This is a genomic window from Pseudomonas sp. P20 (assembly GCF_016463925.1).
GTDB classification, from domain to species: domain Bacteria; phylum Pseudomonadota; class Gammaproteobacteria; order Pseudomonadales; family Pseudomonadaceae; genus Pseudomonas; species Pseudomonas aeruginosa.
In genome coordinates, this window is the sequence record NZ_JAEMVM010000007.1 from 311,763 (window position 1) to 332,883 (window position 21,121).

General features: G+C 66.1%; 18 protein-coding genes. 16 read left to right on the forward strand and 2 right to left on the reverse strand.

Going from position 1 to position 21,121, the window contains the following annotated elements; translation table 11 throughout:
* Nucleotides 1-42: 42 nt before the first annotated feature.
* The 13 genes from waaF (at nucleotide 43) to wapR (ending at nucleotide 14,396) form a co-directional block, all read left to right on the forward strand.
* Nucleotides 43-1,080, forward strand: coding sequence for a lipopolysaccharide heptosyltransferase II (waaF, locus tag JHD77_RS08845; RefSeq protein WP_003109905.1), 1,038 nt, complete (start codon nucleotides 43-45; stop codon nucleotides 1,078-1,080).
* On the forward strand, nucleotides 1,077-2,144 hold the full coding sequence (waaC, locus tag JHD77_RS08850; RefSeq protein ID WP_003116147.1) for a lipopolysaccharide heptosyltransferase I: 1,068 nt from the start codon (nucleotides 1,077-1,079) through the stop codon (nucleotides 2,142-2,144). The genes waaF and waaC overlap by 4 nt, the downstream gene beginning before the upstream one ends.
* A complete protein-coding gene (locus JHD77_RS08855) occupies nucleotides 2,141-3,262 on the forward strand; it encodes a glycosyltransferase family 4 protein (RefSeq protein ID WP_003116148.1) in 1,122 nt (373 codons plus the stop codon). Before waaC ends, JHD77_RS08855 begins: the two co-directional genes overlap by 4 nt.
* Nucleotides 3,259-4,065 carry a lipopolysaccharide core heptose(I) kinase RfaP gene (gene rfaP / locus JHD77_RS08860; RefSeq protein WP_003114553.1) on the forward strand — a complete coding sequence of 269 codons (807 nt, stop codon included), beginning with the start codon at nucleotides 3,259-3,261 and terminating at the stop codon, nucleotides 4,063-4,065. The genes JHD77_RS08855 and rfaP overlap by 4 nt, the downstream gene beginning before the upstream one ends.
* On the forward strand, nucleotides 4,065-4,799 hold the full coding sequence (locus tag JHD77_RS08865; RefSeq protein WP_003095773.1) for a lipopolysaccharide kinase InaA family protein: 735 nt from the start codon (nucleotides 4,065-4,067) through the stop codon (nucleotides 4,797-4,799). Before rfaP ends, JHD77_RS08865 begins: the two co-directional genes overlap by 1 nt.
* A complete protein-coding gene (locus tag JHD77_RS08870) occupies nucleotides 4,796-5,554 on the forward strand; it encodes a lipopolysaccharide kinase InaA family protein (protein WP_003095770.1) in 759 nt (252 codons plus the stop codon). Before JHD77_RS08865 ends, JHD77_RS08870 begins: the two co-directional genes overlap by 4 nt.
* The gene (locus tag JHD77_RS08875) at nucleotides 5,551-7,029 is read left to right on the forward strand and encodes a lipopolysaccharide kinase InaA family protein (RefSeq protein ID WP_003123597.1); all 1,479 of its coding nucleotides are present in this window, start codon (nucleotides 5,551-5,553) and stop codon (nucleotides 7,027-7,029) included. Before JHD77_RS08870 ends, JHD77_RS08875 begins: the two co-directional genes overlap by 4 nt.
* Nucleotides 7,030-7,132: 103 nt before the next feature.
* Nucleotides 7,133-8,890 (forward strand): carbamoyltransferase family protein, encoded by a 1,758-nt coding sequence (locus tag JHD77_RS08880; RefSeq protein WP_003095766.1) that lies wholly within the window; start codon nucleotides 7,133-7,135, stop codon nucleotides 8,888-8,890.
* On the forward strand, nucleotides 8,874-10,010 hold the full coding sequence (locus tag JHD77_RS08885) for a glycosyltransferase (RefSeq protein WP_003109898.1): 1,137 nt from the start codon (nucleotides 8,874-8,876) through the stop codon (nucleotides 10,008-10,010). Before JHD77_RS08880 ends, JHD77_RS08885 begins: the two co-directional genes overlap by 17 nt.
* The gene (locus JHD77_RS08890) at nucleotides 10,004-10,900 is read left to right on the forward strand and encodes an antimicrobial resistance protein Mig-14 (RefSeq protein ID WP_003158384.1); all 897 of its coding nucleotides are present in this window, start codon (nucleotides 10,004-10,006) and stop codon (nucleotides 10,898-10,900) included. Before JHD77_RS08885 ends, JHD77_RS08890 begins: the two co-directional genes overlap by 7 nt.
* Before the next feature lie 3 nt (nucleotides 10,901-10,903).
* A complete protein-coding gene (locus JHD77_RS08895; protein ID WP_003123594.1) occupies nucleotides 10,904-12,322 on the forward strand; it encodes a PIG-L deacetylase family protein in 1,419 nt (472 codons plus the stop codon).
* Between the two features lie 72 nt (nucleotides 12,323-12,394).
* Nucleotides 12,395-13,351 carry a glycosyltransferase family protein gene (locus JHD77_RS08900; RefSeq protein ID WP_003114548.1) on the forward strand — a complete coding sequence of 319 codons (957 nt, stop codon included), beginning with the start codon at nucleotides 12,395-12,397 and terminating at the stop codon, nucleotides 13,349-13,351.
* A gap of 160 nt (nucleotides 13,352-13,511) precedes the next feature.
* Nucleotides 13,512-14,396, forward strand: coding sequence for an alpha-1,3-rhamnosyltransferase (wapR, locus tag JHD77_RS08905; RefSeq protein WP_003116152.1), 885 nt, complete (start codon nucleotides 13,512-13,514; stop codon nucleotides 14,394-14,396).
* Between the two features lie 18 nt (nucleotides 14,397-14,414).
* On the opposite strand, the gene waaL is transcribed toward wapR, so the two are convergent.
* Both waaL and JHD77_RS08915 read right to left on the reverse strand, forming a co-directional pair.
* A complete protein-coding gene (gene waaL / locus JHD77_RS08910; RefSeq protein WP_003123592.1) occupies nucleotides 14,415-15,620 on the reverse strand; it encodes an O-antigen ligase WaaL in 1,206 nt (401 codons plus the stop codon).
* A 7-nt stretch (nucleotides 15,621-15,627) separates the two neighbouring features.
* Nucleotides 15,628-16,278 carry a hypothetical protein gene (locus tag JHD77_RS08915; protein ID WP_003114545.1) on the reverse strand — a complete coding sequence of 217 codons (651 nt, stop codon included), beginning with the start codon at nucleotides 16,276-16,278 and terminating at the stop codon, nucleotides 15,628-15,630.
* Between the two features lie 107 nt (nucleotides 16,279-16,385).
* Between JHD77_RS08915 and msbA the strand changes: the two genes are divergently transcribed.
* The 3 genes from msbA to JHD77_RS08930 all read left to right on the forward strand — a co-directional run bounded on the left by msbA (nucleotide 16,386) and on the right by JHD77_RS08930 (nucleotide 21,079).
* Complete coding sequence (gene msbA / locus JHD77_RS08920) at nucleotides 16,386-18,197, forward strand: lipid A export permease/ATP-binding protein MsbA (protein ID WP_003114544.1); 1,812 nt, start codon at nucleotides 16,386-16,388, stop codon at nucleotides 18,195-18,197.
* 40 nt (nucleotides 18,198-18,237) lie between these two features.
* The gene (gene hldE, locus JHD77_RS08925; RefSeq protein WP_126475047.1) at nucleotides 18,238-19,662 is read left to right on the forward strand and encodes a bifunctional D-glycero-beta-D-manno-heptose-7-phosphate kinase/D-glycero-beta-D-manno-heptose 1-phosphate adenylyltransferase HldE; all 1,425 of its coding nucleotides are present in this window, start codon (nucleotides 18,238-18,240) and stop codon (nucleotides 19,660-19,662) included.
* A 127-nt stretch (nucleotides 19,663-19,789) separates the two neighbouring features.
* Nucleotides 19,790-21,079 (forward strand): acyl-CoA dehydrogenase family protein, encoded by a 1,290-nt coding sequence (locus JHD77_RS08930; RefSeq protein ID WP_003123588.1) that lies wholly within the window; start codon nucleotides 19,790-19,792, stop codon nucleotides 21,077-21,079.
* The last annotated feature ends 42 nt before the right edge of the window (nucleotides 21,080-21,121 follow it).

Below are 21,121 nucleotides of genomic sequence, written 5' to 3' on the forward strand. Positions count from 1 at the left end.
GACAGGGAGGCGAAAGCCTCCCTGATCATTTCCGGAGCCTGAATGAGAATTCTGATCGTAGGTCCCTCCTGGGTGGGGGACATGGTGATGGCGCAGACCCTGTTCCAGTGTCTGCGCCAGCGGCATCCCGAGTGCGTGATCGACGTGCTGGCGCCCGAGTGGAGCCGACCGATCCTCGAGCGCATGCCCGAGGTGCGCCAGGCCCTGAGCTTCCCGCTCGGCCACGGGGTGATGGACGTCGCCACACGGCGCCGGATCGGACGCGGCCTGCGCGGTCAGTACGAGCAGGCGATCCTGCTGCCCAACTCGCTGAAGTCGGCGCTGGTGCCCTGGTTCGCCGGAATACCGAAGCGCACCGGCTGGCGCGGCGAGATGCGCTACGGGCTGCTCAATGACATCCGCAAGCTCGACAAGCAGCGCTATCCGCTGATGATCGAACGCTTCATGGCCCTGGCCTTCGAGCCGGGCGTGGAGTTGCCGAAGCCCTATCCGCAGCCGCGCCTGCGGATCGACGACGGCAGCCGCCAGGCGGCGCTCGACAAGTTCGCCCTGAGCCTGGACCGCCCGGTGCTGGCGCTCTGTCCCGGCGCCGAGTTCGGCGAGGCCAAGCGCTGGCCGGCGGAACACTACGCCGCGGTCGCCGAGGCGAAGATCCGTGCCGGCTGGCAGGTCTGGCTGTTCGGCTCGAAGAACGACCATCCCGGTGGAGAGGAGATTCGCCAGCGCCTGATTCCGGGGTTGCGCGAGGAGTCCTTCAATCTTGCCGGGGAGACTTCGCTGGCCGAGGCCATCGACCTGATGTCCTGCGCTGGCGCGGTGGTGTCCAACGATTCCGGCCTGATGCACGTGGCGGCCGCGCTGGATCGCCCGCTGGTGGGCGTCTATGGCTCCACCTCGCCGCAGTTCACCCCGCCGCTGGCGGACCGGGTGGAGATCGTCCGCCTCGGTCTCGAGTGCAGCCCGTGCTTCGAGCGCACCTGTCGCTTCGGCCACTACAATTGCCTCCGCGAGCTGCCGCCTGGCCTGGTATTGCAAGCCCTGGAGCGGCTGGTCGGCGACCCTGCCGAGGTCGCCGGATGAGGGTACTGCTGGTCAAGACCTCGTCCCTCGGCGACGTGATCCACACCCTGCCGGCGCTTACCGACGCCGCCCGGGCGATTCCCGGCATCCAGTTCGACTGGGTGGTGGAGGAAGGTTTCGCCGAGATTCCCGCCTGGCATCCGGCGGTGGCGCGGGTGATCCCGGTGGCGATCCGGCGCTGGCGCAAGAACCTCTGGCAGACCCTGCGCAACGGCGAATGGCGGCGCTTCAAGCAGCGCCTGAAGGAAGTCGACTATGACCTGGTGATCGACGCCCAGGGGCTGCTGAAGAGTGCCTGGCTGACCCGCTACGTGGGCAAGACGCCGGTCGCCGGTCTCGATCGCGACTCGGCGCGCGAGCCGCTCGCCAGCCGCTTCTATCGCCGTGCCTATCCGGTCGCCTGGGGACAGCATGCGGTGGAGCGCACGCGCCAGTTGTTCGCCCAGGCGCTGGACTACCCGTTGCCTGAGTCGGTCGGTGACTATGGCCTGGACCGCGAGCAGTTGGCCGACGCCGACCCTGGCGCGCCGTACCTGGTGTTCCTGCACGGTACTACCTGGGACACCAAGCATTGGCCGGAAGCCTACTGGCGCGAACTGGCCGAGCGCATGTGCGAGCGCGGCTGGTCGGTGCGCCTGCCCTGGGGCAGCGCCGCCGAGCGGGAGCGGGCCGGGCGCCTGGCGGCGGGGTTGGAAAATGCCGCGGTACTCCCCAGATTATCCCTGGCCGGCATGGCCAAGGTGCTTGCCGGCGCGCGCGCCTGCGTGGCGGTGGATACCGGCCTCGGTCACCTGGCGGCGGCGCTGGACGTGCCGACGCTGTCGCTGTTCGGCCCGACCAATCCTGGCTTCACCGGCGCCTACGGGCGTTCCCAGGTCCACCTGGGCAGCGACTTCCCCTGTGCGCCGTGCCTGAAGAAGACTTGTACCTACCAGCCGACCGAAGAGGATCGCAAACTGTTCGATCTCAAGCGTGAGCAGCCGCTGTGCTTCACCCGGCTGAATCCCCAGCGCGTGGCCACCCAGCTGGAGGCCATGCTGCTGGCCCCGGAGACCCTCCGATGACCCTGGCGTTCATCCTCTACAAATACTTCCCCTTCGGCGGCCTGCAGCGCGACTTCATGCGCATCGCCCTGGAATGTCAGCGGCGCGGGCACGACATCCGCGTCTATACGCTGATCTGGGAGGGCGACGTGCCGGACGGCTTCGAAGTGCTGGTGGCCCCGGTGCGCTCGATCTTCAACCACCGGCGCAACGAGAAGTTCACCGCGTGGGTCCGCGCCGACCTGGACAGGCGCCCGGTGCAGCGGGTGATCGGCTTCAACAAGATGCCCGGACTGGATGTCTACTACGCCGCCGACGCCTGTTTCGAGGAAAAGGCCCAGACCTTGCGCAACCCGCTGTATCGCCAGTGGGGCCGCTACCGCCACTTCGCCGGCTACGAACGGGCAGTGTTCGACCCGGCCTCGAAGACCGAGATCCTGATGATCTCCGAGGTGCAGCAGCCGCTCTTCGTCAAGCACTACGGCACCCAGGCCGAGCGTTTCCATCTGCTGCCGCCGGGGATCAGCCAGGATCGCCGGGCGCCGGCCAACGCCGCGGACGTGCGTGCGGAATTCCGCCGCGAGTTCGGCCTGGAGGAGGACGACCTGCTGCTGGTGCAGATCGGTTCCGGCTTCAAGACCAAGGGCCTGGATCGCAGCCTGAAGGCGCTGGCCGCGCTGCCCAAGGCGTTGCGCAGGCGTACCCGGCTGATCGCCATCGGCCAGGACGATCCCAAGCCGTTCCTGCTACAGATCGCCGCCCTCGGTCTCAACGACCAGGTACAGATCCTCAAGGGTCGCAGCGATATCCCGCGCTTCCTGCTCGGCGCCGACCTGCTGATCCACCCGGCCTACAACGAGAACACCGGTACGGTGCTGCTGGAGGCGCTGGTCTCCGGCCTGCCGGTGTTGGTGACCGATGTCTGCGGCTACGCCCACTACATCGCCGAGGCCGACGCCGGGCGGGTGCTGCCGAGTCCCTTCGAGCAGGACAGTCTCAACCGCCTGCTCGCGGAAATGCTGGAGGACGCTCCGGCGCGCGCCGCCTGGTCGCGCAATGGCCTGGCCTACGCTGATCACGCCGACCTCTACAGCATGCCGCAGCGCGCCGCCGACCTGATCCTCGGGGAGGCCTCATGAGGCTGGTGCTGGAAGAGCCGTTCAAGCGCCTGTGGAACGGGCGCGACCCGTTCGAGGCGGTGGAGGCGCTGCAAGGCAAGGTCTACCGCGAACTGGAAGGGCGCCGCACCCTGCGCACCGAGGTCGACGGGCGTGGCTACTTCGTCAAGATCCACCGTGGCATCGGCTGGGGCGAGATCGCCAAGAACCTGCTCACCGCCAAGCTCCCGGTGCTCGGCGCGCGCCAGGAGTGGCAGGCCATCCGGCGCCTGCACGAGGCCGGCGTAGCGACCATGACCGCGGTCGCCTACGGCGAGCGCGGCAGCGATCCGGCGCGGCAGCATTCCTTCATCGTCACCGAGGAACTGGCGCCGACCGTGGACCTCGAGGTGTTCTCCCAGGACTGGCGCGAACGTCCTCCACCGCCGCGGCTCAAGCGCGCGCTGGTCGAGGCGGTGGCGCGGATGGTCGGCGACATGCACCGTGCCGGAGTCAACCATCGCGACTGCTACATCTGTCATTTCCTGTTGCACACCGACAAGCCGGTGAGCGCGGACGATTTCCGCCTCTCGGTGATCGATCTGCACCGTGCCCAGACCCGCGACGCCACGCCGAAACGCTGGCGTAACAAGGATCTGGCGGCATTGTATTTCTCTGCGCTGGACATCGGACTGACGCGTCGCGACAAGCTACGCTTCCTGCGCACCTATTTCCGCCGGCCGTTGCGCGAGATACTGCGCGACGAGGCCGGCCTGCTGGCCTGGATGGAACGCAAGGCGGAAAAACTCTACGAACGCAAGCAGCGTTACGGAGACCTGCTCTGATGGCGGGGTGGACCCTCGAACCCGATTACCGTCACCTGGCCGCCGACTTCGGTAGCCTCGATAGCGTGTTCGCCCTGGAGGGCGAGCGCCTGACCCGCGACCCGTTGTCCGAAGTCATCCGCATCGAGCGCGACGGCGTGCGTTACTACGTCAAGCGCTACCGCAGCGCCGGCAAGGGCCTGCGCCGCTACCTGGCGCGACCGCGGATCAAGGCCGAGTGGCAGAACCTCAAGCGCTTCGAGAAGTGGGGCATTCCCACCGCCGAAGTGGTCGCCTGGGGGCTGGAACGCAAGGCCGGCGCCTTCCAGCGCGGCGCCATGATCACCCGCGAGCTGCCGGGCACCGAGGACTTGTCGGTGCTCGCCTGCAACCGGGATCCGCGCCTGAAGGACCCGCGCTGGGTGGACGGCGTCAGCCGGCAGATCGCCAAGGCTACGCGCCTGATGCATGACCAGCATTTCACCCATAACGACCTGAAGTGGCGCAACCTGCTGGTGGACGACCAGCCGCTGGTGTATTTCATCGACTGCCCGAACGGCGCGTTCTGGTGGAGCTTCATGCTGCGCTATCGGATCACCAAGGACCTGGCCTGCCTGGACAAGGTGGCCAAGTACCACCTGTCGCGCACCCAGCGCCTGCGCTTCTACCTGCAATATCGCCGTCGCCGGCACCTGAACGAATCCGACAAGAAGCGTATTCGCCAGGTGGTGGCTTTCTTCGAGGGGCGCGAATGAGCGTTTTCATCGCCGCGCAGGACCACGACCTGCTCCAGCGCAACCGTCTGGACAGCTTCGACGCCCTGTGGGCCTTGCAGCTGGACGCCGTGGACGAACCGAATACCGAGCGGGGTGGCTGGAGCAGCGTCTACCGCCTCGACCTGGGCGACTCCGCCTACTACCTGAAGCGCCAGAGCAACCACCTGACCCGCAGCCTGCGCCATCCGCTGGGCGAGCCGACCTTCGCCCGCGAGTTCCGCAACATCGAGCGCTACCGGGCGCTGGGCATTCCCGCCCTGCAGGCGGCGTTCTTCGCCCAGCAGGCGGTCGGCGGAGAGCGCCAGGCGATCCTCCTGACCCGTGCCCTGGACGGTTGGCAGGACCTGGACACCTGGCTGGCGTCCTGGCACGACCTGGCCGAAGAGCGGCGCCGGGCGATTCTCCGGGCGGTTGGCAGGCTGGCGCGCCAGCTGCACGCCGCCGGACAGATGCATGGTTGCTTCTATCCCAAGCATGTATTCCTCCGCGAGGGGGCCGATGGTGTCTTCGAGGCCTGCCTGATCGACCTGGAGAAGACCCGCCCGATCTGGTTCGGCCGCCGCGACCAGGTCAAGGACCTGGAGCCGATGCTGCGCCGTGCCCCGGACTGGAGCGAAGCGGACGTGCACGAATTCATCTCCGCCTATGTCGACGAACCCCTCGACTCGGCCGAGGTCGAGCAGTGGTATCGCCTTCTCGACCAGCGCCGTCGGCGCAAGGAGTCGCGCCGATGAGACTGGCCGAACTGCAAGCCGCCGGGCGCCACCCGCAACTGCCATTGCGGGTGACCCTGGCGGATGGCGCTGGCGCTGCCGAACTGCGCCTGGACAGTCTGCTGCGGGTGCTGCCCGGGCAGCGCTACGTCGGTGCCGGCGAATGGCGTGGGCGCAAGGTGCTGGCCAAGCTGCTGGTGGGCGGCAAGGCCGCACGGCATTTCCAGCGCGAACTGGAAGGGGCGCGTCTGCTCGCGGCCCAGGGGCTGACCACCCCGGCGCTGCTGGCCGACGGGCTGCAGCAGGGCGAGGGCGGCTGGCTGCTGTTCGACTACCTCGACGCGGCGCAGAGCCTCGGTGACGCCTGGCGTGCGGTGGAGGCCCAGGCGCCGCTGGGCGATGCCCAGCAAGCGGTGCTCGGCGAAGCCCTGGCAGCCATTGGCGAGCTGCATGCAAAGGGCCTCTGGCAGGACGACCTGCACCTGGACAACCTGTTGCGCCACGCCGGCCGCCTGTATCTCATCGACGGTGGCGGCGTGCGTGCGGAAACTCCCGGCCAGCCGCTGTCGCGACAGAAAGTGCTGGAAAACCTCGGGGTGTTCTTCGCCCAGTTGCCGGCGCTCCTCGATCCTTTCCTGGAGGAGTTGCTGGTGCATTACCTGCTGGCCAACGGCGAGCATGCGCTGCCGCTGGAAGCCTTGCAGAAGGAAATCGCCAAGGTTCGCCGCTGGCGGGTGCGCGACCTGCTGAGGAAGGTCGGTCGCGACTGTAGCCTGTTCAGCGTCGTGCGCGGTCCGTTCCGCCTGTTCGCCGCTCGCCGCAGCGAGGCCGAGACGATGGCGCCCCTGCTGGCGGACGCGGACCGCCTGATCGCCGCCGGCCACGTCTACAAGGACGGCGGCGCGGCCACCGTCGCCCGGGTCGAAGCGAACGGCCGCACGCTGATCATCAAGCGCTACAACATCAAGGGCTGGGTCCATTGGCTGAAGCGCTTCTGGCGGCCGAGCCGGGCCTGGGCCTCCTGGCGCGAAGGCAACCGCCTGGAATTCCTCGGCATCGCCACCGCCCGTCCGCTGGCGATGCTGGAGCGGCGCTGGTGCTGGCTGCGCGGGCGCGCCTACCTGATTACCGATTATCTCGGCGGTCAGGATATAATCGCTCGTTTTAAGCCTTGCCTGGACATGCCCGATGGCGCCGTTTCGCCACCGGAAGCCGAGTTGGCGGCACTGGATCGGCTGTTTTCGACGTTGATCCGCGAACGCATCAGCCACGGCGACCTGAAGGGACACAACCTGTTCTGGCAGGCCCATGAACAAGGCGGCGAATGGGCGCTGATCGACCTGGACGCGATGCGCAAGCATCACAGCCAGGCGTCCTTTGCCCGCGCCTACGCCCGCGACCGCGCGCGCTTCCTGCGCAACTGGCCGCAGGACAGCGGCCTCTACCGGCTGCTGGAGCAACGGATTCCCCGCCTCGGCGACGCCGCCGGGGCTTGAACGACAAGCGACGACCACCGCCTGCGGCGGTCGACGAGTTAAACGAAAGCCGCGGTTGTCGGTCCCACTCCGCAACCGCGAGCTGCTTTGAAGAGGTTCTACCGTGGCATTGACCGTCCTAGGCCTGTCTGGCGCCGTAAGCCATGACCCGTCCGCCGCCCTGTACATCGACGGCAAGCTGGTCGCGGCCGTCGAGGAAGAGCGCTTCGTGCGCGACAAGCACGCGAAGAACCGCATGCCCTACGAATCGGCGAAGTTCTGCCTGGAGCAGGCAGGGATCGAGCCGGCCGATGTCGACGTGGTAGCGATTCCCTTCGCTCCCATCAGCATCATGGAAAAGGCCCGCTGGCACTACGCCAAGCGCTACGCCTACGCGCCGGATCGCGCGCTGGATGCGATCCTGCTCGGCAACCGCCGCTACAAGCGTTACTACAAGCGCATCGAGTGGTGCCTGCAACAACTCGGCTTCGACCTGAAGAAAATCAAGATCCAGCCGGTCGAGCACCACCTTGCCCACGCCTCCAGTGCCTACCATTGCTCGGGGTTCAAGGAAAAGACCGCGATCCTCGGCATCGACGGCAAGGGCGAATACGCCACCACTTTCTTCGGCTGGGGCGAGAACGGTCGGATCCACAAGATCAAGGAGTTCTACGATCCGGATTCGCTGGGCGGCCTGTACGGCGCGATCACCGAGTACCTCGGCTTCGACATGCTCGACGGCGAGTTCAAGGTCATGGGCATGGCGCCCTACGGTGACGCCAGCAAGTACGATTTCTCCCGTCTCGCCAAGTTCGAGAACGGCGAACTGGTGATCAACACCGATTATGCCAACGTCATCGGCTTCCGCCGCTACAAGGAGAAAGGCAAGGGCTACTACTTCTCGCCCAAGCTGATCGAGTGGCTGGGGCCCAAGCGCGAAGGCGACATCGCTGACGATCCCTACATCCATTACGCCGCGAGCATCCAGGCGCTGTTCGAGAAGCTCGCGCTGGAGATGATGGACTACTACCTCGGCGATATCATCCGCGAGACCGGCAAGGTCGCTTTCGCCGGCGGCTGCGCGCTGAACGTCAAGCTCAACCAGAAGATCATCTCGCGCCCCGAAGTGAAGGAGCTGTTCGTCCAGCCGGCGGCCAGCGACGCCGGCACCGCGGTCGGCGCGGCGGCCTACGTGTCGCACCAGCGCGGCGTGCCGGTGGAGAAGATGGAGCACGTCTACCTCGGCCCGGAGTATTCCAACGAGGACGTCATCGCCGCCTGCGCCCGTCACGAGGCCAGGCCGCAGTGGCAGAAGATCGACAACCGCAGCCGGCGTATCGGCAGGATCCTTGCCGACGGCAACCCGGTGGCCTGGTTCCAGGGACGCATGGAGTTCGGTCCGCGTGCCCTCGGTGGCCGCTCCATTCTCGGCTGCCCGAGCGTGCCGGGCGTGGCCGACCGGATCAATGCGCAGATCAAGTTCCGCGAGCGCTGGCGGCCCTTCTGCCCGTCGATGCTGGATACCGTCGGCCCGCAGATGTTCAAGATCGACCACCCGGCCCCGTTCATGACCTTCACCTTCGAAGTCAACGAAGAGTGGAAGGAGCGTGTGCCGGAAGTGGTGCACGAAGACGGTACCTCCCGCGCCCAGGTGCTGAAGCGCGAGTACAACCCGCGCTACTACGACCTGATGAAGGAACTGGAGAACCTCACCGGCAACGGCGTGGCCCTGAACACTTCGCTCAATCGCCGTGGCGAACCGATGATCTGCTCGCCGACCGACGCCCTGAACATGTTCTTCGGCTCCGATCTGCAGTACCTGATCATGGAGGACATCCTGGTCGTGAAGGAGGGCGTGGACTGGTATGACTCGGTCGGCTGAACCTCGCGTCCTGCAGTTCTGTCACGGCTACGACGGGCCTTTCCTCGACTGTGCCCGTCAGTACGCCAGCCTGTTCGCCGGAACCCCGTACAAGGTCACCACGGTGTTCCTCACCGGGCGTTCCGATCCTGAGGTGGCGGCGCGTTGCGCCTCCGACGAGGTACTGTTCCTCGAGTACGGCTCCAGGGACATCCGTGGCCTCAAGCTGAAGGCGATCCGCGACTTGCGCGAGATCGCCCGTTCGCGCGACTTCCGCTTCTGCATCGCGCACCGCTTCAAGCCGATCTGGATCGCCAGCCTGGCCACTCGTCTGCCGATCGTTGGCGTGCACCACGCCTTCGGCGATTACCAGCGGTTGTCGCGCAAGGTCTTCGCCGGCCTGATGAGCAAGCGCCTGAGCCTGCTGGCGGTGTCCGACGCGGTGCGCGACGATATCCGCCGTTGCCTGCCGAAGTGGCCGGCGGAGCGGATCGAGACGCTCTACAACCGCATCGACGTCGCTGCGCTGCAGGCCGAGCAGGTCGAGCGCCTGAGTGCGCGCCGGCAACTGCGCCTGCCCGACGAGGCCTGGGTGGTCGGCAACGTCGGCCGCCTGCATCCGGACAAGGACCAGGCTACCCTGCTGCGCGGCTTCGCCGCCGCGCTGCCGCGCCTGCCGCAGAACAGCCTGCTGGCGATCCTCGGCAGCGGCCGCCTGGAAGAGCAGCTCAAGGACCTGGCCTGCGAACTGGGTATCGGCGAGCGCGTGCTGTTCCTCGGCCAGGTCGAAGAGGCACGGCGCTACTTCAAGGCGTTCGACGCCTTCGCCCTGAGTTCCGACCACGAGCCGTTCGGCATGGTCCTGCTGGAGGCCATGGTCGCCGGTGTACCGCTGATCGCCACCGCCTGTGGCGGCGCCCGCGAAGTGGTGGAAGGGGTCGGCATCCTCTTCCCGCTGGGCGACGAGACGGCCCTGGCCGAGGGCCTGACCCACCTGGCGGCGCTTGACCGCCGCCAGCGCGAGGCCTGTGCGCGGCTCATGCTCGAGCGCCTGGAGACACGCTTCTCCGACGCCGCGGTGCGCCGCGAATTCTGGCGCCTGCCGACGATTGCCGGCTTCGCTTCGGAGTCTGCATGCTGAACAGGTTGCGCGCCTTCCGCGAACGCGGTTGGCGCGAAGTGGATGCGCTGACCTACGCCCAGGCCTGGCAGCGTTTCGGCGGCAGCGTCGCGACCCACCCGCTGGTGGTCGAGCAACTCGCCGAAATGGCCGGAATCCCGGTGCGTTACCTGGGTTGGGAGAGCGCTGGCGAACTGGTTGCGGCGATCCCGACCTGGGGCCGCCACCTGGCGTTGTCCAAGGACGTGCTCAAGCGGCGCGGCAAGAAGGGCCTGTACGACCTGGGCAACGCCGAACTGATCCTGCCGGTGGCCGACGATGCCCGCATCGCCCTCCGCCATGCGGGACGCTACCTGTCGGCGCTGCATGAGCGGAACATCGTCACGCTGCGCCCTCAGACCGAGCAACTGGCTTTCGCTCGCGCCCCCGAGGATTTCTCCAAGAAGTTCCGCTATAACCAGCGGCGCGAAGTGCGCCTGGTGGAGGAGGCTGGTGGCCAGGTGCGCCAGGCAGACAGCTTCGCCCCGGCCGAGTTCGCCGCCATCTATCTTGAACTGTTCCAGCGTCGCTGGGGTTTCCCGGCCACCGGCGCGGAGCGCATGGCCGAGGTCTTCGAGCGGCTGCGCGAATTGCTGCGCGGCTCGGTCCTGCTGCTCAACGACCAGCCCATCGCGGTCCAGGTACTGTATCGCGCCGAAGCGCCGGGCTGGCTCAGCGTCGAGTACATCAACGGCGGCGTCGATCCGCAGACCCGCGAGTTCAGCCCTGGCAGCGTGCTCAGTTACCTGAACACCCAGGCCGCCTGGGAGGATGCGCGGGCGCTGGGCAAACCCCTGCGCTATTCGTTCGGTCGCGCCGACCGCGAATACAAGGATCGCTGGTGCCATCCTTCTCCGGTCTTCCAGGTCTGAAGCATGAGTGCACGCAAGCAGCAGTTGCTCAAGCGTCATCGACGCAACAAGCGGATCGGCCTACTGGTTGCGCTGCTGGCATTGCTGGCCGTCGGTCTGCTGGTCAGCCCCTGGTTGTTGCCGATCCTCCTCATGGCCCTGTGGGTCGCCCACGAAGCCTGGTTCGCCGATCACCTGTTCTATTCGCCGGGCGAGGACTACCGCTACCGTTTCGCGGAAGGGGTCGAGTCGCTGCCGGTACGCCTGGCGGATGGCCGTCTGCGAGTCGACGGCGAGCTGCGCGAAGGCGATACGCTGGTGCTTGGCATCGGCGTGCGCGCTGGCTGGCTGGGGCGCTTCCTCGAACCCTCGGTGCTGCTGGAAGGTGGCGCGGAGGCCGATGCCCAGGCTTTCGAACGTGGGGTGAACGGCTTGCGCTACCTGAACCTGACGGGACTGGCCGGGCCGCTGGGCGAGGGCCGGGTTCGCCTGCGCGGCCGGCATTGCCGGCTGGTCGGCGAACCGACCCTGTGGCGTGCGCGCCATCCCGACTACCGTGATCGGCGGGTGATGGTCATCGCTCCGCATGCCGACGACGCCGAGCTGGCCGCCTTCGGCCTCTACAGCCAGGCTCGCGAGGCCTGGATCGTGACCCTGACCGCCGGCGAGATCGAAACCGAGCATTACCGCCGCATGGGCCTCGACGGAATAGCTGCGGCGCGCCTGAAGGGCCGCCTGCGCGCCTGGGATAGCCAGGCCGTGCCGACGTGGGGTGGGGTGCCGGCCGAGCGCTGCGTGCAACTGGGTTATTTCTGCCTGCAATTGCCTGCCATGCAGGCGAACCCGGGCGAGGTGGTGCCGTCCCGTGAGGCCGATCTCGCCGATATCCGTCCGTTCCGCCAGTTCAACCGCCTGCGCCTGGCCAGCGATGCCGACGGCCTGTCGACCTGGAACAATCTGCTGTCCGATCTCCGCGAGCTGATCCTGCTGGCACGTCCCGAGGTCATCGTCCTGCCTCATCCGCATTTCGATCCGCACCCGGACCATGTCCGCGCCCAGGAGGCTGTGCGCGAGGCGCTCCAGGGCCTGGACTGGCAGCCGCAGGCATTGTTGCACTATGCCAATCACCTGCACGACAACGATCGCTGGCCGATGGGCGATGCGCACATGGGGGTCAGCCTGCCACCGCTGACCGAAGAATGCTCGCCGTTGCTGCCATGGACGCTGGCGCTGGAGCGCACGCGCCAGGTGGACAAGGCCATGGCCTTGGGCATGATGCACGACCTGCAACCCAGGCCGCCGTTCAAGCGCCGTCTGCGCCGCCGTCTGCAGGGCTGGCTCGCCGGGCGTCGCTGGCCGGCTTACGGCGAGGACGAGTTCATGCGCAAGGCGGTGCGTCGGCACGAGTTGTTCTGGGTGGAGTCGCTGGATGGGGAGGCGTGATGCTTGGGTCGAGCGTTCGGCAAGGTTCGAGCCGCCATGCTGCTTCGGAGCAGCCGCGAGGATGAAGGTCTGATGAAAGTTCTGTTTCTGGTCCAGAAAGAGCAGCGCGCGATCCTGGATCGCCTGTACGACGGCATCGCCGCCCATTGCGAGTGCGATACCCGCTGGCTGAGCAGCGAGGAGCAGGCCGACCTGCGCGGCTACTTCCGCAAGCACGTGGATGTCTCGCGCTACGACCGCATCCTGTTCTTCCTCCGTTTCAAGAAGGAAATGCGCCAGGTCCGCTTCATCCGCAGCGTGCCCAACCTGGTGATCCTCGAGCACGATGCCTACCAGAACTACATTCCCTGCAAGTACACCGGCAAGTTCAGCGCCCATTACCGGCGCCTGCCCTGGGCACGGGTGATCAGTTCGGGCCATACGGTCAGCGAACGCCTGCGCCAGGAGGGATTCGACGCGGTATTCGTGCCCAAGGGCTACGACCAGACCCTGTTGCATGACCTGGGCCTGGCGCGCGATATCGAGCTGGGCTTCGTCGGCAGTACCGGCAGCGTGGCCTACAGTGGACGCAAGGCGTTGCTCGACGAGTTGGGCGGAGTGGAGAACCTGCTGGTGACCAAGACCAAGTCCGGCGAGGAGTACCTGCGCACGCTCAACCGCATCCGTTTCTTCGTCAGCGCGGATGTCGGCATGGGCGAATACATGATCAAGAATTTCGAGGCGATGGCCTGCGGTTGCGTGCTGCTGGCCTACGACCAGGGCGAGCGGGAAAACGAGGCCTTGGGTTTCCGGGACATGGAGAATATCGTGCTGTATCGCTCGGTGGCGGACATCCAGGAAAAGCTCGCGATCCTGCGCCTCGATACGGCTCTCGCCGAGCGGATCGCGCGAAGCGGCCAGGCGCTGGCCATCGAACGATTCAGCTTCGCCGCTGTCGGTCAGAGTATCGTCGAGGCCATGCGGCCCGCGTTGCGCGAGCCGGAGCGTCCCGGATGGCTGGAGAAGACCTGGCGACGTATTTTTACCTGAGAGTAGCAGCCGAAAAGAGCTGGGGCTTCAGGCGTGTTTGCTATTGTTCAGCTTGTTTTTCCGGGCTGGGGGGAGGTGTAGGACCGATGAAGATCGCAGGATCGCTCATGCATGTCTGGCGCTTTGAATGGGGACGTGAAGGACAGGTAAGGTTGTAGTTATGGCGCTCGTCGATGATGGTTCGCAGCCATTGGTTTCCGTGATCATCGCTTCCTATAACCACGAAAAGTACATAGAAGCGAGCATTGCCAGCGTGGCTGCGCAGACATACCGCAACGTGGAACTGCTGGTGGTGGACGATGGTTCCAGCGATGGCAGCGTCGAGCTTTTGCGCGGGCTCCAGGCGAAGTACGGCTTCGACCTCAGGGTCCAGCAGAACCAGGGACTGTCGAGAACGCTCAACGAGGCGATCGCCAGGGCCCGGGGAAATCTCATCGTGCCTTTCGGTTCGGACGACATCATGTTGCCGCAACGCCTGGAGAAACAGGTGGCACACATGTGGGACAAGCCCGAGGTAGGTATCTGCGCGGGCAATATCGAGATCATCGACTCCAATGGCCGGGTCATGCCGGGAAAGGAGCAGCGCAAACGCGACCTGCCTTTCCGCCGTCTCGACTTCGATGACCTGTTCCTGGACCGCAAGCCGGGCCCGATGGCGCCCACCCTGATGTTCCGGCGGGAAGCCCTGGAGAAGGTCGGCGGTTTCGATCCGGACATACGCCTGGAAGATGTCTATATCGAACTGGCGGTGACCAAGGCTGGCTACGTCATCGACATTCTTGGCGAGGTCCTCGCCCAGTACCGCAAGCATCCCACCAATACGTACAAGAACGCCCGTTTCATGGTGGACAACGTATTCAAGACGTACAGCCAGTTCAGCGATCACCCCGATTACGAGCAGGTGATCATGCGCTTCCGCAATTCGATGTTCCTCAAGTGCTCGAACCGGGACAAGGTACTGGCCCGGGAGCTGCTCTCCGGCTTGCCGCTGAAGTACTGGAACGAGAAGACCTTCCGCGGCATTGCGCGGCTGTTTTTCTCCTGATCGCTGATATCGCCGCACTCAAGGCGCGGCGATATCCTCACCGCGCCTGCTGGCGGCGAACCTTTGCTGGATCCACAGCGCATACAGCAGCGCCATGGGAATCCAGATCAGGAACCAGTGTTCCTTGGGACGGGGCAGGAAGGCGTTGCCCTCCGTGAGTCCGGCTGCCAGGCCGAACACCAGCCAGGTCGAGGCTAGCAGAACGGCTGGAGACTTCCGGTTTTTCCAGGAGAAGCCGAAGGCCAGTGCGTAGATCGCCACCCACAGCAGGAGCCCGATGATCCCTCCAGCGAAAAGCACACCCAGTTCGATGTTGTGCGGGTCGGCGAGCAGCATGCCGTTGCTCAGGACGATTCGCATCGGATGATCGTAGCCGTGTCCGAGCCATGGATGCTCGCTGATCTGGCGTAGGGCGTCGGCCCAGATTTCCGGGCGGAACGATGCCCCTCTCTGGGTGATCACTTCCGGGTACAGGATGTAGCCCAGTAGCGCTCCAGCCAGGGCGAGTGCCAGGGCGATGAGGGCTTTTTTCCTGTCTCCGGCCAGGACCAGCCACATAAGGGCCGCTGTGAGCCCTACCAGGGGAGTACGTGAACCGGTCGCGATGAGAAGGCCACCGAGCAGCGCCAGAGATATCAGTGGCAAGGGGGCCAGGATGGGGCGGGATTGCATCCAATAGGCCAGCCAGAGTGCCGTGAAGGCGCCATAGACATGGGCGCTCAGTAATGGGTTATAGAGAGCGCCATAACCGGTAAGGCGCAGCGGGTTGGCGTCCCAGTAGTATTGCAGCAAGGTGGCTGCCGCGGAGATCACCGCGCCAAGGGCTGCCAGCCAGGTCGCGGTCTTGAGGCGGAGGGGAGCTTCGAGCGCCAGGATGGCGGCGCAGAAGAACAGGAGGGCGATGTACAGGGGGCGCTTGAGCAGCGAGCCGGTGGAGTTCTCGGGGGTCGACCAGGACAGGCTCAGCATCATGTAGCTGCTGAAGGCGAGGAAGGCGATGAACAGCGGCGAGCCCGTTAGCGGGCGAAGCAGACGCGGTTGCAGTATCACGTACAGCAGCGTCGGGGCTGCAAGCAGGATGTAGAAGAGGCGATGGTAGTCGGAGCGGTCGCCGACCCAGAACATTCCGGTGAGCAGGGCCAGCCAGCCCAGCGGCAGGATCCAGTGGCTGAGGATGCGGCTGGTATCGTGGCGAAGACGGGTCAGTCGGGTAGCTGCGAACATTCCTTGCTCAATCCAGTTGCAGTTGCTTGAGGAGCTGCTCGAGTGTCCAGTGGACCTGGCTGCTGCGGAGATAGGCCTTGAGCACCAGGTGCTCGCTGTCGTCGAGGAACCAGGTTCGATCCTGTTCGTAGCGCAGCAGGTGCTTGAAATTGCGAATGCGCTGGGCGGCGCTGAGCGCCGAGCGCTGGACCCGCAGGTCGGCGATGTCGATCAGGCCCATCCGGCCTTCCGGCGTGCGCACCACGTTGCCCAGGTGCAGCGAGCGGAAGTACACCCCCTTGGCGTGCAGCGCGGCGATCAGCTCGCCCAGTTGCGTCCGGACTGCGTCGCCGCACTCCGGGTCGTTGCGGTCGAGTTGGCGGAGGGTCTGCCCCGGTAGCGGCTCGTAGTGCACCGCGTCGCGCTGGATATGTGGGATCCGCAATACGTCCAGCACCTTCGGGCAGACGATGCCGCGCCGCGCCAGTTCGCTGGCGTTGCGGGCGAAGCGCTCCGCATAGGGGAACAGGGCTGCGGAGGAAATCAGGCGCTTGCGGCGAAACAGTTTGAGGAAGGACCCGTCGCGCAGACGCAGAACCTTGTCCCCATGACCATCGGCTTCCAGCACTTCTGCGTTGTCACGCAACTGCAAGTAGGAGGGGTAGTCTATGACTCGCATGCGAGCTCCTGAACGAACGGCCCGCCATCTTACCCCAACACGCCTTCCAGGCGGAGTGATGGAGGTCCTGTGCTACACTCCGGGACCTTTTCAGCATGTAAGAAACCATGAGCGATAGTCCTCAGAATCCCGGACCTTCCAGTCTCAAGATCTATTTCCGCCTGTTGGGCTACGTGAAGCCCTACATCGGAATGTTCCTACTCAGCATCGTCGGTTTCCTGATCTTCGCCTCGACCCAGCCGATGCTGGCGGGCATCCTCAAGTATTTCGTCGACGGCCTCTCCAATCCTGACGCGGCATTGTTTCCGAATGTGCAGTGGCCCTGGTTGCGCGACTTGCACCTGGTCTACGCGGTGCCGTTGCTGATCATCCTGATCGCTGCCTGGCAGGGGCTGGGCTCGTTCCTCGGCAACTTCTTCCTCGCCAAGGTTTCCCTGGGGCTGGTGCATGACCTGCGGGTCGCCCTGTTCAACAAGCTGCTGGTGCTGCCGAACCGCTATTTCGACACGCACAGCTCCGGCCACCTGATCTCGCGCATCACCTTCAACGTGACCATGGTCACCGGAGCGGCCACGGATGCCATCAAGGTGGTGATCCGTGAGGGCCTGACCGTGGTCTTCCTGTTCCTCTACCTGCTGTGGATGAACTGGAAGCTGACCCTGGTGATGCTGGCGATCCTGCCGGTCATCGCGGTGATGGTGACTACCGCCAGCCGCAAGTTCCGCAAGCAGAGCAAGAAGATCCAGGTGGCCATGGGCGACGTCACCCACGTCGCCTCGGAAACCATCCAGGGCTACCGGGTAGTGCGCAGCTTCGGCGGCGAAGCCTATGAAGAGAAGCGCTTCCTCGACGCCAGCCAGAGCAATACCGACAAGCAGTTGCGGATGACCAAGACCGGCGCGGTCTACACGCCGATGCTGCAATTGGTGATCTACGTCGCCATGGCGATACTGATGTTCCTCGTGCTGTGGCTGCGCGGGGACGCCTCGGCCGGCGACCTGGTGGCCTATATCACCGCGGCGGGCCTGTTGCCCAAGCCGATCCGCCAGCTTTCCGAGGTCAGTTCCACGGTCCAGCGCGGCGTCGCCGGCGCCGAGAGCATCTTCGAGCAGCTCGACGAAGCGGCGGAGGAAGACCAGGGTACCGTCGAGAAGGAGCGGGTCAGCGGGCGCCTGGAAGTGCGCAACCTGAGCTTCCGTTATCCCGGAACCGACAAGCAGGTGCTGGATGACATCAGTTTCATCGCCGAGCCCGGGCAGATGATCGCCCTGGTCGGCCGTTCCGGTAGCGGCAAATCGACCCTGGCCAACCTGGTTCCGCGCTTTTACCAGCACAATGACGGCAAGATCCTCCTTGATGGCGTTGAAGTCGAGGATTATCGCCTGCGCAACCTGCGCCGCCACATCGCCCTGGTGACCCAGCAGGTCACGCTGTTCAACGACAGCGTGGCCAACAACATCGCCTACGGCGACCTGGCTGGCGCGCCGCGCGAGGAAATCGAGCGGGCGGCGAAGGCTGCCAACGCCAAGGAGTTCATTGACAACCTGCCGCAAGGCTTCGACACCGAGGTCGGCGAGAATGGCGTGCTGCTTTCCGGCGGCCAGCGCCAGCGTCTGGCGATCGCCCGGGCGCTGCTCAAGGACGCGCCCCTGCTGATCCTCGACGAGGCGACCTCGGCGCTGGACACCGAGTCGGAGCGGCATATCCAGGCGGCGCTGGACGAAGTGATGAAGGGGCGCACCACCCTGGTGATCGCCCACCGCCTGTCGACCATCGAGAAGGCCGACCTGATCCTGGTGATGGACCAGGGGCAGATCGTCGAGCGCGGCAGCCACGCCGAGCTGCTGGCGCAGAACGGCCATTATGCGCGGCTGCATGCGATGGGACTGGATGAGCAGGCGCCGGCGCCTGTCGGCTGATAAACTGGGCGTCTGCCCCGAGAGGTTGTTTGGAGTTCCCATGAAGTTGTCCATGCCCCGTTTCGACCAGGCCCCGGTGTTGGTGGTCGGTGATGTGATGCTCGACCGCTACTGGCATGGCGCGACTTCGCGCATTTCGCCGGAGGCCCCGGTGCCGGTGGTCCGCGTCGAACAGCACGAGGACCGCCCCGGCGGCGCCGCCAACGTCGCGCTGAACATCGCCGCGCTGGGCGCGCAGGCCTTGCTGGTCGGCGTCACCGGCCGCGACGAGGCCGCCGACAGCCTGGCCAACAGCCTCAAGGCCGCTGGAGTGGACGCGCGCTTCCAGCGCATCGATAGCCAGCCGACCATCGTCAAGCTGCGGGTCATGAGTCGCCACCAGCAACTGCTGCGGGTCGACTTCGAGGAACCGTTCCGCACCGACGCGGCGGCCCTGGCCGTGGACGTCGAGTCGCTGCTGGCCAAGGTCAAGGTGCTGGTGCTGTCCGACTACGGCAAGGGCGCGCTACAGAACCACCAGGTGCTGATCCAGGCGGCGCGGGCGCGCAACATTCCGGTACTGGCCGATCCCAAGGGCAAGGACTTCGCCATCTATCGCGGCGCCAGCCTGATCACCCCGAACCTGTCCGAATTCGAGACCATCGTCGGCCGTTGCGCCGACGAAGCCGAACTGGTCGCCAAGGGCCAGGCGCTGATGAGCGAACTCGACCTCGGTGCCTTGCTGGTGACCCGCGGCGAGCATGGCATGACCCTGCTCCGCCATGGCCAGCCGGCCCTGCACCTGCCGGCGCGGGCGCGGGAAGTGTTCGACGTCACCGGTGCCGGCGATACGGTCATCTCCACCCTGGCCGCGGCGCTTGCCGCCGGCGAGGAGCTGCCTTCCGCGGTGGGTCTGGCCAACCTGGCCGCCGGCATCGTGGTCGGCAAGCTGGGTACCGCGGCGATCAGCGCGCCCGAACTGCGTCGCGCGGTGCAGCGCGAGCAGGGTTCCGAGCGTGGCGTGCTGGGCCTGGAGCAATTGCTGCTGGCAATCGAAGACGCCCGCGCCCACGGCGAGAAGATCATCTTCACCAATGGCTGCTTCGACATCCTTCACGCCGGCCACGTGACCTACCTCGAACAGGCGCGCGCCCAGGGCGACCGCCTGATCGTCGGGGTCAACGACGACGCCTCGGTCACTCGCCTGAAGGGCGTTGGCCGGCCGATCAACTCGGTGGACCGGCGCATGGCGGTACTCGCCGGGCTCGGCGCGGTGGACTGGGTGGTGAGCTTCGCCGAAGACACTCCCGAGCGCCTGCTCGAGCAGGTGCGTCCGGACGTGCTGGTCAAGGGCGGCGATTACGGCGTCGAGCAGGTGGTCGGCGCGCAGATCGTCAAGGCCTACGGCGGCGAGGTACGGGTGCTCGGCCTGGTGGAGAACAGCTCCACCACCGCCATCGTCGAGAAGATCCGCCAGAAAGGCTGAGCCTTTCCCCGGTCGGTCGCCCCTGGCGGATGACTGGCTGGCCTGACAACTCCCTTCGGCGAGACGGTCATAGGCGCTGCCCATGCGGCGGCGCATGATCCGGGCATCCCATCCTGCGTGGAGCAAGATGCCCATGAGCACCGATGTACAGGGCCGTGCCCTGGCTGTACTGAACCGTGTCGCCCAGGCCGACTGGCCGGATCGCTTCAATCTTCGCAAACCCTTCGAGAAACTGCTCTACAGCGGCAGCCGTACCGGCTTCCGCCTGGCCAGCGAGCGTTCGGCGAAGCAGGCGAAGGGACCGCGCAAGGCCGATCCGGACGGGTTGTTCGACCTGTCGTTCTCCGACGACCAGCAGATGCTGGTGGACATGCTCGAAGGCTTCGCCCTGGAGGTGTTGCGTCCGCTGGCTCATGACGCGGATGCCGAGGCCAGCCTGCCGGCGGAACTGCTCAACCAGGCGCTGGAGCTGGGCCTGACCCACTATGGGGTCGGCGAGGTGCACGGCGGCATGGCCGGTGAGCGCACCACGGTGACCACTGCCCTTATCGCCGAGGCCCTGGCCAAGGGCGACCTGACGCTGGCGGCGGCCCTGCTGGTGCCGCTGTCGGCGGCCAACTGCATCCGCCGCTGGGGCAGCCCCTCGCAGCAGGCGCAGTGGCTGCCGGCGTTCGTCAGCGAAGAGGGGGCGCCGCTCACCGCCATCGCGGTCAACGAGCCGAGTCTGCTGTTCGACCCGCAGAAACTGGCGACCCGCGCCCGGCGCAAGGGCAGTCACTACCTGCTTTCCGGAGAGAAATGCCTGGTCTTGCGCGGCCTGGAGGCCAGCCGCCTGATCGTCGCGGCGAAGACCGACGAGGGGCCTGCGCTGTTCCTGGTGGAAGCCTCCGCCAAGGGCGTCGAGCGACGTGCCGAGCCGGCGATGGGACTGAAGGCCGGCGGCACCGCCCGGTTGCGCCTGAAGAGCGTCAAGGTGCCGGCGGACAACCGCCTGGCCGCCGAGCATTTCGACTACCGGGCCTTCCTCGATCACGCGTCCCTGGCCTGGTGTGCCCTGGCGCTGGGCACCGGACAGGCGGCGCTGGACTACGTGATCGCCTACTGCAACGAGCGTGAGGCCTTCGGCGAGCCGATCAGCCATCGCCAGGGGGTCGCCTTCATGGTCGCCGACATCGCCATCGAACTGGACGCCATGCGCCTGATGGTCTGGCGCGCCTGCGCCCTGGCCGAGCGCGGCCAGCCGTTCCAGCGCGAGGCTTACCTGGCGCGCCTGCTGTGCGCCGAGAAGGCGATGAAGATCGGCACTGACGCGGTGCAGCTGCTCGGTGGCCACGGCTTCACCAAGGAGCATCCGGCCGAGCGCTGGTACCGCGACCTGCGCGCGGTAGCGCTGATGGCCGGCGGCCTGCACCTGTGAACCCGAGCGAGGGCGCGGCCCGCCGCGACGAGTGAACGAGGA

Bases quoted from the DNA above. Each gene is read 5' to 3' on its own strand.
- wapR (WP_003116152.1), top strand. From the start codon at position 13,512: ATGGCGCTCGTCGATGATGGTTCGCAGCCATTGGTTTCCGTGATCATC.
- msbA (WP_003114544.1), top strand. From the start codon at position 16,386: ATGAGCGATAGTCCTCAGAATCCCGGACCTTCCAGTCTCAAGATCTAT.
- JHD77_RS08890 (WP_003158384.1), top strand. From the start codon at position 10,004: ATGCTGAACAGGTTGCGCGCCTTCCGCGAACGCGGTTGGCGCGAAGTG.
- JHD77_RS08930 (WP_003123588.1), top strand. From the start codon at position 19,790: ATGCCCATGAGCACCGATGTACAGGGCCGTGCCCTGGCTGTACTGAAC.
- waaF (WP_003109905.1), top strand. From the start codon at position 43: ATGAGAATTCTGATCGTAGGTCCCTCCTGGGTGGGGGACATGGTGATG.
- JHD77_RS08900 (WP_003114548.1), top strand. From the start codon at position 12,395: ATGAAAGTTCTGTTTCTGGTCCAGAAAGAGCAGCGCGCGATCCTGGAT.
- JHD77_RS08895 (WP_003123594.1), top strand. From the start codon at position 10,904: ATGAGTGCACGCAAGCAGCAGTTGCTCAAGCGTCATCGACGCAACAAG.
- waaL (WP_003123592.1), bottom strand. From the start codon at position 15,620: ATGTTCGCAGCTACCCGACTGACCCGTCTTCGCCACGATACCAGCCGC.
- JHD77_RS08855 (WP_003116148.1), top strand. From the start codon at position 2,141: ATGACCCTGGCGTTCATCCTCTACAAATACTTCCCCTTCGGCGGCCTG.
- hldE (WP_126475047.1), top strand. From the start codon at position 18,238: ATGAAGTTGTCCATGCCCCGTTTCGACCAGGCCCCGGTGTTGGTGGTC.
- JHD77_RS08865 (WP_003095773.1), top strand. From the start codon at position 4,065: ATGGCGGGGTGGACCCTCGAACCCGATTACCGTCACCTGGCCGCCGAC.
- JHD77_RS08885 (WP_003109898.1), top strand. From the start codon at position 8,874: ATGACTCGGTCGGCTGAACCTCGCGTCCTGCAGTTCTGTCACGGCTAC.
- JHD77_RS08915 (WP_003114545.1), bottom strand. From the start codon at position 16,278: ATGCGAGTCATAGACTACCCCTCCTACTTGCAGTTGCGTGACAACGCA.
- JHD77_RS08875 (WP_003123597.1), top strand. From the start codon at position 5,551: ATGAGACTGGCCGAACTGCAAGCCGCCGGGCGCCACCCGCAACTGCCA.
- waaC (WP_003116147.1), top strand. From the start codon at position 1,077: ATGAGGGTACTGCTGGTCAAGACCTCGTCCCTCGGCGACGTGATCCAC.
- JHD77_RS08870 (WP_003095770.1), top strand. From the start codon at position 4,796: ATGAGCGTTTTCATCGCCGCGCAGGACCACGACCTGCTCCAGCGCAAC.
- rfaP (WP_003114553.1), top strand. From the start codon at position 3,259: ATGAGGCTGGTGCTGGAAGAGCCGTTCAAGCGCCTGTGGAACGGGCGC.